Annotated in this window: 11 protein-coding genes; 10 read left to right on the top strand and 1 reads right to left on the bottom strand. The window is 38.9% G+C overall.

Going from position 1 to position 18,522, the window contains the following annotated elements; genetic code table 11:
* Nucleotides 1-188: 188 nt before the first annotated feature.
* The 3 genes from JKA74_RS10035 to JKA74_RS10025 all read left to right on the top strand — a co-directional run bounded on the left by JKA74_RS10035 (nt 189) and on the right by JKA74_RS10025 (nt 2,010).
* A complete protein-coding gene (locus JKA74_RS10035) occupies nt 189-644 on the top strand; it encodes a helix-turn-helix domain-containing protein (protein WP_201431042.1) in 456 nt (151 codons plus the stop codon).
* The gene (locus JKA74_RS10030; protein WP_201431041.1) at nt 634-1,197 is read left to right on the top strand and encodes a PIN domain-containing protein; all 564 of its coding nucleotides are present in this window, start codon (nt 634-636) and stop codon (nt 1,195-1,197) included. The genes JKA74_RS10035 and JKA74_RS10030 overlap by 11 nt, the downstream gene beginning before the upstream one ends.
* Before the next feature lie 267 nt (nt 1,198-1,464).
* Nucleotides 1,465-2,010 (top strand): hypothetical protein, encoded by a 546-nt coding sequence (locus JKA74_RS10025; protein ID WP_201431040.1) that lies wholly within the window; start codon nt 1,465-1,467, stop codon nt 2,008-2,010.
* A gap of 157 nt (nt 2,011-2,167) precedes the next feature.
* Here JKA74_RS10025 and JKA74_RS10020 read toward each other — a convergent pair whose 3' ends face one another.
* Nucleotides 2,168-4,120: an OmpA family protein gene (locus JKA74_RS10020; RefSeq protein ID WP_236587660.1), complete on the bottom strand. Its 1,953-nt coding sequence runs from the start codon at nt 4,118-4,120 to the stop codon at nt 2,168-2,170.
* Nucleotides 4,121-4,320: 200 nt separating this feature from the next.
* On the opposite strand from JKA74_RS10020, the gene lon reads away from it, so the two are divergent.
* The 7 genes from lon to JKA74_RS09985 all read left to right on the top strand — a co-directional run bounded on the left by lon (nt 4,321) and on the right by JKA74_RS09985 (nt 18,468).
* Nucleotides 4,321-6,807: an endopeptidase La gene (lon, locus tag JKA74_RS10015; RefSeq protein ID WP_201431039.1), complete on the top strand. Its 2,487-nt coding sequence runs from the start codon at nt 4,321-4,323 to the stop codon at nt 6,805-6,807.
* Complete coding sequence (gene porQ, locus JKA74_RS10010; RefSeq protein WP_201431038.1) at nt 6,804-7,853, top strand: type IX secretion system protein PorQ; 1,050 nt, start codon at nt 6,804-6,806, stop codon at nt 7,851-7,853. Before lon ends, porQ begins: the two co-directional genes overlap by 4 nt.
* Nucleotides 7,853-9,250: an ATP-dependent protease ATPase subunit HslU gene (gene hslU, locus JKA74_RS10005; RefSeq protein WP_201431037.1), complete on the top strand. Its 1,398-nt coding sequence runs from the start codon at nt 7,853-7,855 to the stop codon at nt 9,248-9,250. Before porQ ends, hslU begins: the two co-directional genes overlap by 1 nt.
* A 384-nt stretch (nt 9,251-9,634) precedes the next feature.
* The gene (locus tag JKA74_RS10000; protein WP_201431036.1) at nt 9,635-10,363 is read left to right on the top strand and encodes an SDR family NAD(P)-dependent oxidoreductase; all 729 of its coding nucleotides are present in this window, start codon (nt 9,635-9,637) and stop codon (nt 10,361-10,363) included.
* A 24-nt stretch (nt 10,364-10,387) separates the two neighbouring features.
* Nucleotides 10,388-10,948: an AraC family transcriptional regulator gene (locus JKA74_RS09995; RefSeq protein WP_201431035.1), complete on the top strand. Its 561-nt coding sequence runs from the start codon at nt 10,388-10,390 to the stop codon at nt 10,946-10,948.
* Between the two features lie 238 nt (nt 10,949-11,186).
* Nucleotides 11,187-13,919, top strand: a complete 2,733-nt coding sequence (locus JKA74_RS09990; protein WP_201431034.1) for a heavy metal translocating P-type ATPase — start codon at nt 11,187-11,189, stop codon at nt 13,917-13,919.
* A gap of 463 nt (nt 13,920-14,382) precedes the next feature.
* Nucleotides 14,383-18,468, top strand: a complete 4,086-nt coding sequence (locus tag JKA74_RS09985) for a hypothetical protein (RefSeq protein ID WP_201431033.1) — start codon at nt 14,383-14,385, stop codon at nt 18,466-18,468.
* The last annotated feature ends 54 nt before the right edge of the window (nt 18,469-18,522 follow it).

Genomic DNA, 18,522 nt, shown 5'->3' with positions numbered 1-18,522 from the left:
GATAAGCCATTTGATTTCAATACAGAAGGAAGTAGGTTGAAGGTTAGAAGAGGAAGAGTGTAGCGTTAATATTGTTGCCAACTTGTGTTTCATGTCACAAGCTAGCCTCTTAATAATATTCGAAATAAATGAAACTATATTTCGTTTATTTTGTTTATAATTGCAACTAATATTAAAAACACTCGGGCATGAAATTCACAGAAGAAATAAAAAAACCTTCAAAGGAGGAGCAAAAAGCAGCTATGGAATCATATGATGCGCTATCTTCAATGCTGAAAGAGATTCATACTGATTACCCTGAAATTGAAATTGAAGAAACTTCTGAAAGAATAAAAATTCCACTCAATGCATTAAAACTTTTAGCTGAAATTTTAAAAGAAACAAGTCAGGGAAAACTGGTTTCAATTGTTCCTGTGGCAACTGAAATAACCACGCAAGCTGCTGCAGAACTTCTCGGGTGCTCAAGGCCTCATTTAGTAAAACTATTGGAAAGTGGAGAAATTAATTTCACTAAAATAGGCAAACACAGAAGAATTAAATATGATGATGTTATCCTATACAAAAAGAAACTCAAGGATAAGCAAAAGAAGCTTTTAATAGAAATAATGAAGTCAGACGAAGAATCTGGTTTATATGATTTATAGTGTAAGATTCACATGTGTTTTAGATACCAATGTCATTGTCCCCATAGATGTTCGTGACTTATTATTTTGGTTTGCCCACTATGACTTATTTACCCCTAAATGGAGTAAACACATTTTTGATGAGTGGAGAACGGTCATGGAACGAAAAAACATTCCTGAATCTGAAATTAAAAAGAGGGTTCATAAAGCCCAATTAGCCTTTCCTGATGCTTTAGTGGAAAACTACGAACCACTTATAGATTCACTACAACTACCGGACGAAAAAGATAAACACGTCCTGGCTGCAGCCATCAAAACAAACGCTAATATTATTGTCACCAATAACTTGAAAGACTTTCCTGCTGATTATTTAAGTAAATTTGGTTTAAGTGCTAAAAGTGCAGATGATTTTTTAACAGATACGATTGATTTAAACCAACAAATTGCTGCTCAGGCTTTTCGGGAATTAGTAATGAACCGTACGAACCCCAATCTGGACGAGTATCAAATTCTTGACATTTTCAGAAAAAACGGCCTTCAAGATGCTGCCAACTATCTACATTCATTAATATAATCACAGCACCCCCCTTCCTGAGGAAAACACACCACTAACTCAAAACCCAAAGAAGCCCTAAAAGAAAAATTCAGCTGCCCTGAATGTGGAATTAAACAAGAAAAGCTTTTCCAGCCCCACTGTAAAATACCACTACCTACATATAGGTAATTTACACCGCATTTCGGGAAGCCATTAGGATTTCAAATGAGAAGAAAGTATGTTGAGGGTTAAAAGAGAAAGGATGATAATTGTTATGTTATTAATTGTTACAGTACAGAATCTCACATGAACGGACTTGCAATTTTTGGATTAATTCTCCTCGCTTTAATTGGAAACATCCTATGGTATTGGCTCAAATTTGATCTCAAGAACAAAGGGTACAAAATCCAATACTTCTATGGACATTTTAGCGATTTAGCAAAAGCTACTGAGGTCATTAAAAAAACAGACGAACCTCGAACAAAACGAACATATCGAGGAATTCTATTCTCGCTAATCTTAGTAATTATCCTTATGCCTATAATATTCTTTATGAACATGGAATCAACCGAGAATAGGCGTTGCAGAAGGTTTAATGACTATAAGCTGTATAGCTTGAATGGGACAATCGCATTCAAATACATTGATAAACCAAATCATGCAATGGAAACGCTTTCATTTGAGGATGGGACTGAGGAAAATGAAGTGCCCATTTTTGTGGATGAACTCTTTGAATTCATACAACCAGGTGATAGTATTTGCAAAGTTTCAGGCAGCACTGAACTCCTTGTATACAGAACTGGTAAACTGACTACCTTCAAAGTAGACCAAAAAAAATATTGTACCGAATAAAGACGTGCCGTAAAATGCTCTATGAGCTCATGGTTGTTCAGTGGGGCATTGTGATTTTAGCTCTTTACTGAAAGCCCGTCAATCCGCAGGATTGACTTACTGTATAGAAATAATCTAGTAAAGAAAATGAAATCGGTAATACTACTTAACCAACACATCACCCCCCCTTAGGCCTGAAAATCTCAAATTCCACCCTCCTGTTCAGTCTTCTGTCGTCATCGGTTTGCTCATTTTTCACAATCGGTCGGGTATTACCAAAACCCGTGGCGTCTACCCTATCCGGTTCTATGGGATGCAACATGATGATGTAATCCCGAATGGCATCGGCTCGCTCCTGCGAAAGCGATTTATTCTTACGCTCATCCCCCGAGGAATCAGTATGACCGGTGATTTTCAGCCTGAACTCCGGGTAATCCAGCAAAAAATCCACCACCTTATCCAAATCAGCATACATATCCGGTCTCAGCTTGGCTGAATTCTCTGCAAACTCCACTGATTTAAACCTGATTTTGCTGGCCAGCGGATCCACATTTTTGTTGATCACCGTATCTCCCTTAAGAAAAAACATCTCTTCAATTTTAAACAAATCTCCCGCCTGCACCACCATTACGTATTTGGTATTATTGATTAGGTCAAACTCGAAACTACCATCTTTGCGGGTGAATTTAGGAGCAATTTCTATTTCATTTTCCAAATCTATAATGGAAACAATTCCCCTGAAAGGTGTGCCAGCCACCGTATCCTGCACTGTTCCTGACACCTTAGTGGTGGCTCCGGGCTGGGCTTCCATCGGCAGGGGAAATGAAAAGAGGTCCAAATTTTTACTGCGCAAAGAAGAGGTGCCTGCATAAAACAAGTCTTTGGAATCGGAATCAATGGTGAAATAGTATTCATCACCTTCATTATTGATCAGTGGGCCAATGTTTTTGGGTTCTCCCCACAAAAAGCCTTCTGCCATTGTTTTGTAAATATCGAAACCTCCGAAATTGAGTAAATGCCCGTTAGAGCTAAAATATAGGATCTTATGCCGCGGATGAATAAACGGACTCACCTCATTGCCACGAGTATTCACCACCGGCCCCAGGTTGGTAGCTACACTCCAATTGCCTGATTTGTCTTTAACCGCCATATAAATATCCGACAGTCCAAATCCACCAATTCTATCGGAGGCAAAGAAAAGTGTATCTCCTGAAGTAGAAAGACTGGGGTGCGAGTCCCAGGCCTTGGAATTGATATTGGCGCCCAAATTTTTCGGTTTGCTCCAAACGCTGTCTTCCTGTAAAACGGTTTGGTAGATGTCGCAATTGCCAAACCCATCCGGAGATTCACATCTCGTAAAAATAATTAAATCCCCTTCCGCACTTAAAGTGGCAGAGCCCTCATTATACTTACTATTTACATCTTTTAAAGGCCTGGCCTCCTCCCATTTCCCATCCTTTTGCCTTGAAATGTATAAATCTTCATTCCTGTCAGATGAGAAAAAATCGCCCGTAATGCTTCTTTGGGAGGAAAAAAGTAAAGTTTGGTTATCCAAAGTAAGGGCAGGTGCATAGTCTGCCATATTGGAATTAATGGCTTTCCCCATACTTAACAACACTCCTCTGGGCGGTACCAAAGTATCGATCGATTTTCTGAAATCCACCAGTTCATAATAATAATCAATGGGTACGTAATCATCCGTTTGCTCCAGTTTGACGGAATCAAGAAAAATCTCCATTTGCTTCAGGTCAATATTGGCCTGATGATGTTTTAGTGCCAGGCGGTATAAAGATTTGGAAGTTTCCAGTTCACCATAAAGTTCCTCCAGCTTTGCCAATTGCCAGATCAACTCCGTATCTTTGTAGAAATTTTCAATGCCGAATTGTTGCACATATTCTATTTGAAGCGATCGTAATCTTTCCCATTTTTGCGATTCCTTTGCACGCTTAATTTTTTCTATGGCAGCATCATCATGATAATAATTGATTTTATTTACATTGGGAAAATAGAAAGGAAATAGTTGACTGGCCTCCTTTTTTTTGAGATCCACCTGCTCATTAAACTGGGCAAAACCAGCGCTACTGATAAGGAAAAAGAAGCAAGTGAATATGGTGTGTAAGTGATACTTCAAGACAATTTGATAGTTTTGCGGTAATTATGTCAGTATATTATAAAATTAATAGATAAAAATGGAGTAAATATTTTGATTTTAACCTGCAATATTAACTAATTATTGTTTGGCATAACAATTGACTTATTTCATCTCCTAAAATTATAAGTAAGTAGAGACATTAAAACGCCAATATGGCGCATTAGATATAAAAAAACAATATGGATTCAATGTTTAAAGATGCTCAATTTTTTTCTGAAGTAAGTGATGACGAAACAGGCGAATTAATACAACTGATTTCTACGGATGAAGAAAATAGCATGAAGGAAGAGGAATTACCCGATAGCTTACCCATATTACCTATCAGAAATACTGTATTGTTTCCCGGAGTAGTGATTCCCATTACCGTTGGCAGGCAAAAATCCATTAAATTGGTAAAAAAGGCCTACAAAGGCGATCGTATTATAGGGGTTGTGGCGCAGTCCAACAATAAAGTGGAAGATCCGGGCAAGGATGATATTTATAAAATTGGTACCGTAGCGCGGATATTGAAAATGATTGTATTGCCTGATGGTAATACCACTATTATTATTCAGGGAAAGCAAAAGTTTGAAGTAAAAGAAGTATTACAGGAAGATCCTTTCCTTATCGCTTCTTACCAGGAGCTGAACGATCAGGAATTAAATCCTTCTCAAAAATCGAATAAAGCAGTTATACAGTCTTTAAAAGATGCTGCCAGCAAAATACTCAAGTTAAACCCTGAAATTCCTCAGGAAGCACAGGTAGCACTTGACAATATAGAAAACCCCAATTTCCTCACTCATTTTCTTTCTTCCAACATTAATGCGGAAGTAAAAGACAAACAGAATTTGCTGGAAAAGACTGATGCCAAGGAAAGAGCCACCATGCTTTTACAGTTTATGTTGAAGGATATCCAGATGCTGGAACTGAAGCAGGAAATTCATAAGAAAGTGCATACTGATATTGATCAGCAACAAAGGGATTACTTCCTGAGACAGCAGATTAGGGTATTGCAGGATGAATTAGGCCAGGACAGCCCCGATCAGGAAATTGACAACCTGAGAATGAGAGGCGAAAAGAAGAAATGGCCTGAAAGTGTTAAAAAACATTTCGAAAAAGAGCTGGACAAGTTGAGTCGCCTCAATCCACAATCTGCTGAATATCCGGTTTCCATGAACTATGCAGAATTCATGGTAGATTTGCCCTGGGGCGAAGTAACGGAAGATAATTTCGACCTGAAACGCGCCAGAAAAATACTGGACAAAGATCACTTTGGTCTGGACAAGGTAAAGGAAAGGATTGTTGAATATTTGGCTGTTTTAAAGCTGAAAAAAGACATGAAAGCACCTATACTTTGTTTGTACGGCCCTCCGGGAGTAGGTAAAACTTCTTTGGGAAGATCGGTGGCCGAGTCTTTAGGCAGAAAGTATGTGCGTATGTCCTTAGGTGGCGTGCACGATGAAGCAGAAATCCGTGGACACAGAAAAACCTATGTAGGCGCCATGCCCGGCAAAGTGATTCAAAACATGAAGAAATCCGGCAGCGGAAATCCCGTTTTTATTTTAGATGAAATTGATAAAGTAAGTTCAGATTTTAGGGGAGATCCATCCTCTGCCTTACTGGAAGTACTTGATCCGGAGCAAAATGAAACGTTTCAGGACAATTATCTGGAAACGGAATACGATCTTTCGAAAGTACTTTTCATCGCTACTGCCAACACTTTGGACACCATCCATCCTGCCCTTCGTGACAGAATGGAAATCATTGAAGTGACAGGTTATACTTTGGAAGAAAAAGTAGAGATCGCCAAAAAACACCTGGTACCGAAACAGAAAAAGGATCACGGCCTAAAAGCCAAAGATATTGTATTCAGTAAAAAAGCCCTGGCCAAAATTATTGAAGATTACACCCGGGAATCAGGAGTGCGTGGCCTGGAAAGAAGGATAGGTAAAATAGTAAGAAATGTTGCCAAATCCATTGCCATGGAAGAAGAATACAATGGCAAAATAGAGGAAGAAGATGTAGTAAGGGTATTGGGCGCTGAAGCATTTGAAAAGGAAATCTACACGGACAATGATACGGCCGGTGTAGTAACAGGTCTTGCCTGGACGCAAGTAGGTGGAGAGATCCTCTTTATTGAATCAAGCTTAAGCAGGGGAAAAGGTAAATTGACTTTATCCGGCCAGCTGGGTGATGTCATGAAGGAGTCAGCTGTAACAGCCCTCTCCTATTTAAAATCACATGCTGAGGAATTAGGCATTCACTACAAAACTTTTGATAATTACGACCTGCATGTGCACGTGCCTGCCGGTGCTGTGCCTAAGGATGGGCCATCAGCAGGTATTGCCATGATTACTTCTTTAGCTTCTATTTACACACAAAGAAAAGTGAAAAGTAAACTTGCCATGACGGGTGAAATCACCCTGAGAGGAAAAGTATTGCCCATTGGTGGCCTGAAAGAAAAAATTCTTGCTGCCAGAAGAGCAGGCATTAAAGATGTAATACTTTGTGACAGAAACAAAAAGGACATTGAAGAAATTGATGATCGTTACCTGAAGGATTTAAACATTCACTTCGTTGATAAAATTAATGAAGTGTTGGAAATTGCCTTATTGGACGAAAAAATCAAGAACCCAATAAAATTTGTAACTGCCACTGAGCCACAAAGCGCTGAAGCTACAGTATGACAGGTAGAAAATTCATAGGATTACTCTTTTTACTGATTGCCTCACAATATGATGCTTTCAGCCAAATAGGAGGTAAAAGGTCTTTTGAATTTCTGGAAGTACCTAATCATGCCCGCGTGGCAGGTTTGGGTACAGTCAATGTCAGCTCAAATGCAGGAGATGTGAATATGGTATGGCAGAATCCTGCTTTATTACGTTCGCAAATGGATGGGCAGATGTCATTTACATTTTCTCCCTATCTGGCAGGAATTTATAGTTCCACTGCCACTTATGCAAAAGAGTTTGAAAAAGCAGGACTCTTTAGTCTGGGCGTATTTTATGTGGATTATGGGAATTTTGAGGGCTTTGATAATACCGGAGCTCCCACCGAGGATTTTGGCGCCAATGATTTTAGCATACAACTAAGCCATAGCCGTAAGCAAGGTGTTTTTCAGTACGGAGCCAGTGTAAAATTTGCAGGTTCACAAATCAGCGGATATAATCAATCAGCTGTAATGATGGACCTTGGGGGTGCTTTTTTACATCCTGAAGAAGATTTAAGCCTTGGGATGGTCATCAAAAATGTGGGCTTCTACACCCAAAAATTAGATGGGGAAGACAGGAGTTTACCATTTGATGTACAGCTGGGGGCGACTTTTAAGCCGGAGTTTATGCCATTCAGATTTTCACTGACAGCCAACAGACTCTATCAGTATGATTTGAGCTATTTTGACTACACTCAGCTGGATGATGATGGTAACAATTTATTCACCAATGAAAATGATGATGCGCCCGGAAATCTGGATAAAATATTTCAGCATCTAACGATTGGTACTGAAATTATCCTGGGAAAAAGCATCAATCTGCGAGCAGGCTACAATCACCTGATCAGACAATCACTTAAAGGTGAGCAAGCTGCAGGCGGAGGTGGTTTCACCTTCGGATTTTTATTTCAGACCAAAAAATTAAACCTCGCATATTCAAATGCGATATACCAAATAGGTGGGACTTCACATTTCATCACATTGGGCACAAACTTTAACCACATTTTAAAAAAGAAATCATAATGAATAGTAAAAGTTTTCTTACACCAAAAGAGATAGTAGCGGAATTAGATAAATATATTATCGGTCAAAATGATGCCAAAAGAAATGTGGCCATTGCGTTGAGGAACCGCTGGAGAAGAATGAACACCCCTGAAGATATTCAGAATGAAATAGTACCCAACAACATATTAATGATAGGTGCTACGGGGGTAGGTAAAACAGAGATAGCCAGAAGACTGGCCAAAATTGCTGATGCACCATTTACCAAAGTGGAAGCCTCTAAATTTACCGAGGTGGGTTATGTAGGCCGTGATGTGGAAAGCATGGTGCGTGACCTGGTAGAGCAATCTGTGAACCTGGTAAAAGCAGCTAAAAAAGAGGAAGTAAAAGAAAAAGCAGGGCAAGCTGTGGAAGATATTATCCTGGATTCACTCATTCCACCGATGAGAAGTACTTCTCAAAAACCGGTGAATATCACCAGTGAAAGCAGTAGCACCTCCGTTCCGCATGATGATTATGAACTGAATCAAAAGACCAGAGAGCGTTTCAGAGAGAAATTGCGCAATGGTGAAATGGAAGATCGCAAAATAGACATCAATGTAAAAGCTCCGGCCGGAAATGGCATGGGCGTAGTAGGCGGTGGTATGATGGACGAAACATCCATGATCAACATTCAGGACATGTTGAGTAATATGATGCCAAAGAAAAACAAGCGAAGAAAAGTAACTATCGCTGAAGCCCGTAAACTATTGCTTGAAGAGGAAGTTTCCAAGCTCATCGACATGGATGAAGTGAAGGAAGAAGCCATTGCCAAAGCACAAAATACGGGAATGATCTTTATTGATGAGATTGATAAAATTGCCAAAAGTGGATCAAATTCCAGCGGTGGAGATGTAAGCCGTGAAGGTGTACAAAGGGATTTGCTGCCAATAGTAGAAGGTAGTGCTGTAAACACCAAATATGGCATTATTCATACTGATCATGTGCTGTTTATAGCAGCCGGAGCCTTCCATGTAAGCAAGCCTTCAGATTTAATACCGGAGTTGCAGGGCCGTTTCCCAATCAGAGTAGAGTTAGACAGTCTGACAAGAGAAGACTTCTTACAGATTTTGAAGGCACCTAAAAATGCATTGACCAAGCAATATATCGCCTTACTAAAAGCAGAGGAAGTAGAGCTTGAATTCAATGATGATTCATTGGAAGAGTTAGCCAATATGGCCTTCCAGATCAATTCGGAAGTAGAAAATATTGGAGCCAGAAGATTGCATACGGTCATGAGCAAGCTCTTAAATGAATTGTTATTTGATGTACCGGATAAAATTGGCCCTAACGCCAGAGTGGTTGTTACCAAAGAAATGGTGACAGAAAGATTGGCCAGCTTAATCAAAAATAAGGATCTGAGCCATTACATATTGTAAATTCAGAGAGGTTAAAGCACAATGATTCCATTGTCAATAGCTAAAGTTTATGGTTTTCTACTGATGTAAATCTGTGAGAACTATCCTCTGGGAGGGGATTATAGGGGTGTATCTCTTTAGGCAACTACCAATGCTATTAAGTTAAGACAATCCTCCTTCTCTCTTTGGGGAAGGATGCAAGGAAGGGGTTTTAAATAAAGCTTAACTTAATAGCATTGAAGGGACTACAGGGGTGTTATTTGTGGAAATAATAGTGGTATCAGCTGAGAAATCAAATCTTGTTATTTAGTAGACAAAAGATTAAGATATAAAAGCACGAAATCTCAGCGGAGGTAAATTAAACAAATACTTTATTCATTTTCTAAACCTTGAAATAAACTCAATATGAAAACTCTCTTTTTTATCACCGGAAGCAGCAAAGGAATTGGAAAAGGATTAGCAGAGCGTGCTTTACAGGATAAAGCTTCAAAAGTTATTGGACTGAGCCGTACCCACACCATTGAGCATGATCATTACAAAGGCATCAACATCGATTTATCGGAGATATCTCAACTGGAAAAAAACGCATACGATTTATTGAGTGCAGAAGGAGAATTTGAGCGGATTGTATTAATTAATAATGCGGGAACATTGGGTGATGTAAAGCACATGGGAAATATTGATCCGTCTGCCATTACACATCTCTTCAATCTGAATGTCACAGCTCCTATTATACTCATGAATGCTTTCATGAAGGTTTTTAAAGATTTTAAAGGAGAAAAAATCATCATTAACGTAAGCTCCGGTGCCGGTAAAAGTGCTGTTGATGGCTGGTCAGGTTACTGCGCATCCAAAGCTGCCTTGGACATGGCCACAGAAGTAACCGCCAAAGAAAATAAAATGGACAATGGAGGTTTTAGGATCCATGCCATTGCTCCTGGTGTGGTAGATACAGAAATGCAAACGCAAATCCGCTCCACTGATAAGAGCGATTTTAGCGGAGTAGAAAGGTTCAGAAGCTTGAAAGAAGATCAACAGCTAAGCTCAGAAAGTGAAGTAGCGGAGAAATACTTCAGCATATTGAACAATCCGGACAAATATACAGAAGCAATTCTGGATGTGAGAAATGTGTAGGAATTTGGCTATTTTGCGCTGGGTATGAAGCTACACATTAAAAATATGGTTTGTGACCGCTGTGTGATGGTGGTTCGATCAGAACTTGAAAAGCTGGAATTAAATCCTATAGCAGTAAATTTAGGTGCCGCTGAATTTTCGGAAGAGCTGAGCAAAGCTCAAATAGCCCAAATTGGAGATGTGCTGAAACCTATTGGTTTTGAGTTGATTGACAATAAAAAAAGTCGTTTAATAGAGGAAGTCAAAAATTCAATCATTCATCTGATCCACAAAGAAAACAACCAGCTCAAAAGCAATCTGTCAGAATATTTAAGTCATCAACTTGAGCATGACTACGACCATCTCAGGCATCTGTTCTCAGAAGTAGAAGGCACCACCATTGAAAAGTTTTACATCAACCAGAAAATAGAAAAGGTGAAAGAGCTATTGGTGTACGATGAGCTAAATTTAAATGAAATTACTTACAGGTTAAACTATTCAAGTGTAGCACACTTAAGCGCTCAATTCAAGAAAGTGACAGGTTTTACGCCCTCCTATTTCAAAAAAATCAAAGAAAACAAACGCATTTCTATAGATAAATTGTAGCCCCTTAACCCCCAAAGGGGGAATTGACCCTATTCCTAAGTTTGTGGAACACACCTTCAGAGGGTCTGCCAGCATCTCTTTCCAAATCCTATAAATCTGCCTCCACATAATGTAATACTTCCCATCTAAAGTTAGAGTTACTTTGTTAACTGAATAGTCAAACTTACCAAGTATTAAAGTAAATCATGAATCCCTATTAATTCTATTTATTAGAGGGTTCTTATAAACTGAATAACAGATGAAACACACTTATAAAATCACAGGGATGACTTGCAATGGCTGTCGCTCACATGTAGAAGAAGCGCTTAAAAAGGCTCCTCATGTAACCGCTGTTTCTGTGGATCTGCAAAAAGCTGAGGCTACTATTGAAATGGATAAACATGTGGAAATTGAACAGTTACAGGAAAGGCTAAAGGATAGCAATTATGAAATTTCCCTACCTAAGGATCATGCAGATATGCCTGATCAGCAGCACATGACCCACGTTTATAAAATAACAGGAATGACTTGCAATGGCTGTCGCTCACACGTGGAAGAAGCGCTTAAAAAAACTCCGCATGTAACCAATGTTTCTGTAGATCTGCAAAAAGCCGAGGCCGTAATTGAAATGGACAAACATGTGGAAATTGAACAGTTACAGGAAAGGCTGAAAGATAGCAGTTATGAAATCTCCCTGCCAGGGGAACATCCTCCTCAGCCAAAACAGCAGAAAGAAAAGCAAAAAAACACAGGAAAAGGTTCCGGTGTTTATTATTGCCCAATGCATTGCGAAGGGGATAAAACCTACGATAAAGCGGGCGACTGCCCTGTTTGTGGGATGGACTTAGTAGAGCAGCCAGCCGCAAAGAAAAAGATACAATATACCTGTCCTATGCATCCGGAAGTAATAAAAGATGGACCAGGATCGTGCCCTAAATGTGGAATGGATTTGGTGCCCATGGAAGCAGATGATACCGAGGAAGAAGATAAAACTTATCTGAAACTAAGACGCAAATTGCGTTGGGCAGTAGCATTTACCTTGCCCATTTTCATCATAGCCATGGCAGAAATGTTCCATAATAACCCCATGTATGGCTGGATGGAAGTTAAATACTGGAATTTTGTACAGTTAGCTCTTTCTATCCCCGTTGTGTTTTATGCTACCTGGATGTTTTTTGAGCGGGCCTGGCGCTCCATTGTCACCTGGAACTTGAATATGTTCACATTAATAGGCATTGGTGCGGGAGTAGCCTGGCTTTTTAGTGTGGTGGCCATATTTTTTCCGGATGTTTTCCCTGATCAGTTCAAAACAGCGAGTGGCACCGTATATGTCTATTTTGAGGCCGCAACAGTAATTCTAACACTGGTACTATTAGGTCAGGTACTGGAAGCCCGTGCGCATGGAAAAACCAATTCTGCCATTAAGGAATTATTGAAACTGGCACCTAATAAGGCCACTAAAATAATCAATGGCAAAGAAACAGTAGTAGCCATTGACGATATTGAAAAAGGAGATGTTTTACGTGTAAAGCCTGGTGAAAAAATACCTGTGGATGGTGAAATCAAGGAAGGAGCCTCCTCCATTGATGAATCCATGATATCGGGAGAGCCTATTCCTGTTGATAAAAAAGCAGGAGATAAAGTTAGTTCAGGCACCATCAATGGTAACAAAACCTTTACCATGACCGCTGAGAAAGTAGGTTCGGAAACTTTGCTCTCCCAGATTATTGAAATGGTCAACAATGCCAGCAGATCAAGAGCTCCAATTCAAAAGTTAGCGGATAAAATCTCAGGTTACTTTGTACCTATTGTAGTAATTATTGCTGTTCTCACATTTATCGTTTGGGCTGCCTATGGCCCTGAACCCTCTTACGTGTATGCTTTAGTAAATGCCATAGCAGTATTGATTATCGCCTGCCCTTGTGCTTTAGGATTAGCCACGCCTATGTCGGTAATGGTAGGTGTTGGTAAAGGTGCTCAGTCCGGTGTATTAATTAAAAATGCCACCTCATTAGAGGAAATGAACAAAATAGATGTGGTTATTATTGATAAAACAGGTACAGTAACCGAAGGAAAACCTTCTGTGGAGAAAGTGATCAGTACTTCAGCAGAATACTCTGAGGCAGACTTAATACAGAAAATTATCTCCCTCAACAGTAGCAGCGAGCATCCTTTGGCACAAGCCACCATGCGATTTGGTGCTGAAAAGAAGATAGAAGCCATTGAAGTAAGTGATTTTGAATCGGTAACAGGTAAAGGTATTACCGCAATATTGGAAGGAAAAAAGCTGGCTTTAGGCAATGAAAAGTTGATGGAAGAAGTAAATGCTACTATTTCCGATGAGTTATTAAAACAAGTTAAAGCCGAGCAGCAACAAGGAAAAACTGTCTCCATTTTGGCTGAAGAAAATACTGCACTTGGTTTCGTAGTAATTTATGATAAAATAAAGGAATCAAGTAAGGAAGCTATTCAAAAATTGCAAAATGAAGGCATTAAGGTAGTAATGTTAACCGGAGACAACCATGACACTGCCAAAGCAGTAAGTGAAAAGCTAAATTTAGATGGTTTTAAGGCACAAATGCTTCCTCAGGATAAACTGGAAGAAGTAAAAAAATTACAATCTGAAGGTAAAAAAGTAGCCATGGCAGGCGATGGTATTAATGATGCCCCTGCCCTCGCACAAGCAGATATTGGTATTGCTATGGGCACCGGAACAGATGTTGCCATAGAAAGTGCTGCGATTACTTTGGTGAAAGGAGACTTAAAAGGTATAGCCAAAGCCAAACTTTTGAGTCATAAGGTAATGCGCAATATTAAAGAAAACCTATTCTTTGCGCTGGCCTATAATACGTTAGGCATTCCTATTGCTGCAGGTGTGTTATACCCTGTGTTTGGATTATTGCTTTCTCCTATGATTGCCGCGCTAGCCATGAGTTTTAGTTCTGTTTCGGTTATTGCAAACTCGCTGAGATTAAGGAGTGCGAAGATATAATTATTAGTAACAAGGGAATATTCTTGTAGAACCTATCGCCCAAATAACCTCACTGACCCTGCAAGGAAAATGAATCCCTTGCAGGGTTTACTTCAATGTCGTTAAGTTAAGGCAAACCTCCTTCTCCCTTTAGCTTGTCCCGACCAATCGGGAGAGAAGGATAAAAGGTTGAGGTTTTAGTTTAAAGCTTAACTTAATGACATTAGGGTTTACTTTGAGTATCAAAAATTAGATGCTACTGGCTTTCATTCATGTGGATCAACCTATCCTAATCCAGGGAAATTAAGAATGCCGAAGCGTACATTCTTCCTTCCTGTTAAAAGATTAAGCACCTGAATTCAGCCTCACATTATTATTTACACTTAATTTTATTAAATTGTATATTCGCTGAGTTCGCAAAATAATTTATCGTTTTTTCAGTATATCTTTGAGCAGCTTTTATTTCTTTTAAACTATCAACTTCATGCGTAAAGCAGTTAAACCTATACTGAAGATTATTGCCATTACCGTATTGGTTTTAGCAGCAGTTTTCTTCGTGAATGATAAATTGAAGGAAATTGGTAACGAGATTTCCGAACAATTTCTCGTGGATTTAATCAGAAAGGAAAGCAATGGCCTTTATGAACTGAGTTTTGAAAAATTAGAACTTAATCTGATCAGTAACAGGCTTCGGATCTTTAATGCCCAACTTGTTCCCAACTATAAATCTATTACAGATTCCAGTACCATTTCCAACCTTTATCAGGTTCGTATAGATTCTGCAGACATCAATTTGAAATCAGTTTTTAAAATATACACCAAAAAAGAACTGATAGTAAAAGGAGTTGAAGTGGTGAATCCACAGATTTTAATGACAAAAATTAACCCGGAAAAGAAAGAGATTAAACTCGGCCGGGAAACAGGTGAAATTTACGAAATCATTTCTGACTACCTCAGCCTGTTGCAAATAGACTACTTCCAGGTGCGTGGCGGATCACTCAACCATTCTCCAAGCAAGCTGTCACTGAATACTATAAATTTTGGGATTTCTGATTTTGTCATAGACCCTAGCCAAAAGAAAAGAAAGGTATTCTATTCAGAATCCATTAATCTGGGACTACAAAATCAGTCAATTGACCTGCCTGATAGCATTCATGTGCTCACTTTTGATGGCTTCAGGCTATCAACCACTGATTCAATACTCAGCTTTACTAACCTAAAAATAAAAGCCAGGCCTCATATTAATACGCAGGAAAGTTTCACCGAAAAACGTAAAAATATCTACGACATCATTATTCCTGTTTTGGAGCTAAAAGGCATTAACTATTTAAAAGCCTATCAGGAAAATCATCTGCTAATTGATAAAGTAAGCATTCCTGAACCCATTATAAATATTCAATCCGTATCCGGAACAGACAATACGGAGAGTACCTCTGACAATACTATTGGGAAATCCCTTCTCGCTTTATTTGACTTAATTAAAGTGAAGAATTTTAAAATTAATGAGGCCGCTCTGGATCTGGTAGTGAAAATTAAAAACCAGCAACAATTTAAATCCAACAATATAAGCATTGAGCTTTTTGATATTATGCTGGATTCCAGCAACTATGAAATCAACAGCAGAACCAACTATTTTGAAAATGCAAAAATCAGTATACAGGATTATGATTATAAATTGCCTGATAGTGTACATATCATGGCTTTCAAAAATCTAACCATCAATACCTTTAACTCTACCTTAAGGGTAGAGGATTTTATTATTAACCCCTCAAGAAATGCCAGTGATAGTCTGTTGACTAAATTTAATTTTAATATTCCACTCATCAATCTGGAAGGTATTAACTATAAGGAAGCCCTCATCAAGAAGCGCATGTTCCTCAAAAGCATGGAATTTACAAACCCTTCTATTTATGTTGATCCTACCACAGAGTTGGGACAGACTAAAATGGATTCAGTTTTCACTCCTGCCAAGCTACAATCAGTTTTGAAAAATTATTTTGAGGAAATTAAAGCAGACCAAATCCAGGTGATCAATGGAAAAGTAGAAATTAGCAATCAATTCTTTGTTGATGAAATAAGTCTCAAACTGGAAAAATTAGCTATTGATACTGCCGTAAACTCCTGGCACAACCTGGCTGACAGCATTTATTTACAGGCTAACCATCTGCAGTTAAAGCTAAAAGAGGGGGGGCTCGAGATTGGACATATCAATGCAGGCAGGAAGCTCCATGAACTTGAACTGGAAGATCTGACTTATTTTGAACCCAAAACGGAAACCCATATAAAAAGCAAGAAACTAAAAGTGCATGGTGTGCAACTGGATAGCATTATTGAAAATAGCATAGTACAAATTGAAAAGGTTTCTTTACACCAGCCGGAGTTTATCCTTCATCCTAATTCAAATAGTGACAAAGAAGAAGACATGAATTGGAAGTGGCCCAAAAAACCCATGATTCTTAACATCAATGATGGCAAGCTTATCTATCATATAGATACCTCCAATTATTTCAGTATAGGTAAGTTCAATACAGAACTGGTTATTCAAAAACAGCTTTCCTTACGTTATTTCTTATCAGAAAGTCTCTCTGTAAATCATAAGGCTTTGGAACACACACTTAACATCGCAAAAGTGAATTTACCGGGAAACAGCACTACGCTTTCCATTCACAATATTTCACTAGCACCCTTTGAGATGAACGACAGTATGAAACTCAGTGCACATATTCCTTTGGTTCGTTTAACCGGATTCAACAAAGAAACCCTCATCCGGAATAAAAATGTGCTGGCAGATAGTATGATCATCAATGTGGCAAATATGGATATGGAATGGATAACGAAAGTGCAGGAAAAAGTATCTCAAACCAAGGACAGAAAAGATGAGAACGGGTTTACAATTGACTTAAATACTGTTCAATTAGAACTTAAACAATCCACCCTACAAGTAGTGAATAGTAAAAATGAGAGGTCCTTGTGGTCGAACCGGAAAACTACTCTTCTTCTACAGAACCTGTCTTATCCAACACAAAAATTAGCTTCGGATGGATCCTTGCTTTACGCGAAAAATTTCTCTTTTGAATGCTCAGGTTTAAGTGGGGTATCCTTTACAGGAGACTTACTCAATTTTGAGCATATTGCTTACAACAGTAAAAACAGAAAGGGGAAAATCAACAGCTTCGATATCCAGAAACAAGGTGGTACTTCCTCAGCAAAAATAGAAAATATCTCCCTTGATAACTGGGCTGCACAAAAATATATTGAGTCCAACGAAATCAATATTGGTAGTTTAACTACACATAAAGCAGACGTTTTTCTTACCATTAAAGATTCCCGCGAGGACTCATTTAAAAACAAATACTTTATCCCTTTTAAGAATCTATTTATCAGACAAATAATTTCCAAAGACCTCAATCTACGGGTCTACCACCAGGAAAAGGATCGCAATTATTTTGTGAGACAAGCAGATTTAAAAATCAACAGGCTCAACCTTGATTCTGCCATATACATTAAAAGCCTGCATCGGCAGCTGGCTTCTCTCTCCTTTAATGGCAAAGACTATCGGGAAGATATAGGTAAAAATTATACGCTGACAGCTGACAGCTATGCCTTCTCCTATCCCAATGCCACATTGTCTGCCTCCGGAATTGCTCTAAAATCACGTTATGACCGCTTTAAGTTCAGCCAGCATATCAAATACCAAACTGATTGGTTTGATCTCAAACTGGCTTCAGTCAATTTCTCCGGCATCAACCTTGATAAGTTGGTAAATAAAGAACTCCATATCCAGAAAGCATCCATAAACGATGGAAAATTTACGGTATTAAGGGATCTCAATGTACCACTGGACACCACAAAATATGTACCCTTGCCGCAAGAAGCGCTTCAAAAATTAAAAATCCCACTTCAAATTGATACTGTTTCCGTTAGTGCCCACATTAATATTTACATCGTTCCAAAGGATGGCGGTGGATTGGGTTTTGTGTCATTTGATGAACTTACCGGGACTATCTTCGGACTCCGTTCGAGGCCTGCGAGTGGCCAGCCTATAGAGTTGTTTGCCCGGGGAAAACTTAATAAAATGGGAGAATTTCAGGCAAAAGCTGAATTCCCTTTTCCCTCACAAAAGAGTAAGTTTACTCTTAGCGGATCAGTAGGGCCAATGGATATTTCTACCCTTAATGAAATGCTCGTGCCTATCGCTGCCGTGGAAGTACGTTCAGGAGAAAATGAGCAACTCAATTTTGAATTGAGCGGAAACAATGAATATGCTGAGGGAAACATGATTTTCAGGTACAATAATTTGAAGGTAAATATATTGGATCGCCATACATATCAATCCTCAGGCCTGAGCAATAGTCTAAGAACTTTTTTTGCCAATAGCTTTGTAGTGAGAGGCAAAAATCCCAATCTCTTTAAGCTCAATGAAGGGAAGATTTTCTTTGAAAGAAACAAAAGCAGATCCATTTTCAACTATTGGTCCAAATCATTATTAAGTGGGGCAGTAAGCAGCATTGGAATCAGCAATAATGAAGAGGACGCTAAAGAATATAAAGAAGAAGAGGGTGTTGACTAAGCTATTAATAGATGATGTCCAATATTAAGAGAATTAATTTTACCTTGTGAACAG

Origin of the sequence: Marivirga aurantiaca (genome assembly GCF_016679925.1) — a bacterium.
Lineage (GTDB): Bacteria > Bacteroidota > Bacteroidia > Cytophagales > Cyclobacteriaceae > Marivirga > Marivirga aurantiaca.
The sequence above is the reverse complement of the archived record's forward strand: the minus strand, read 5'-3'. Positions and strand labels throughout refer to the sequence as shown.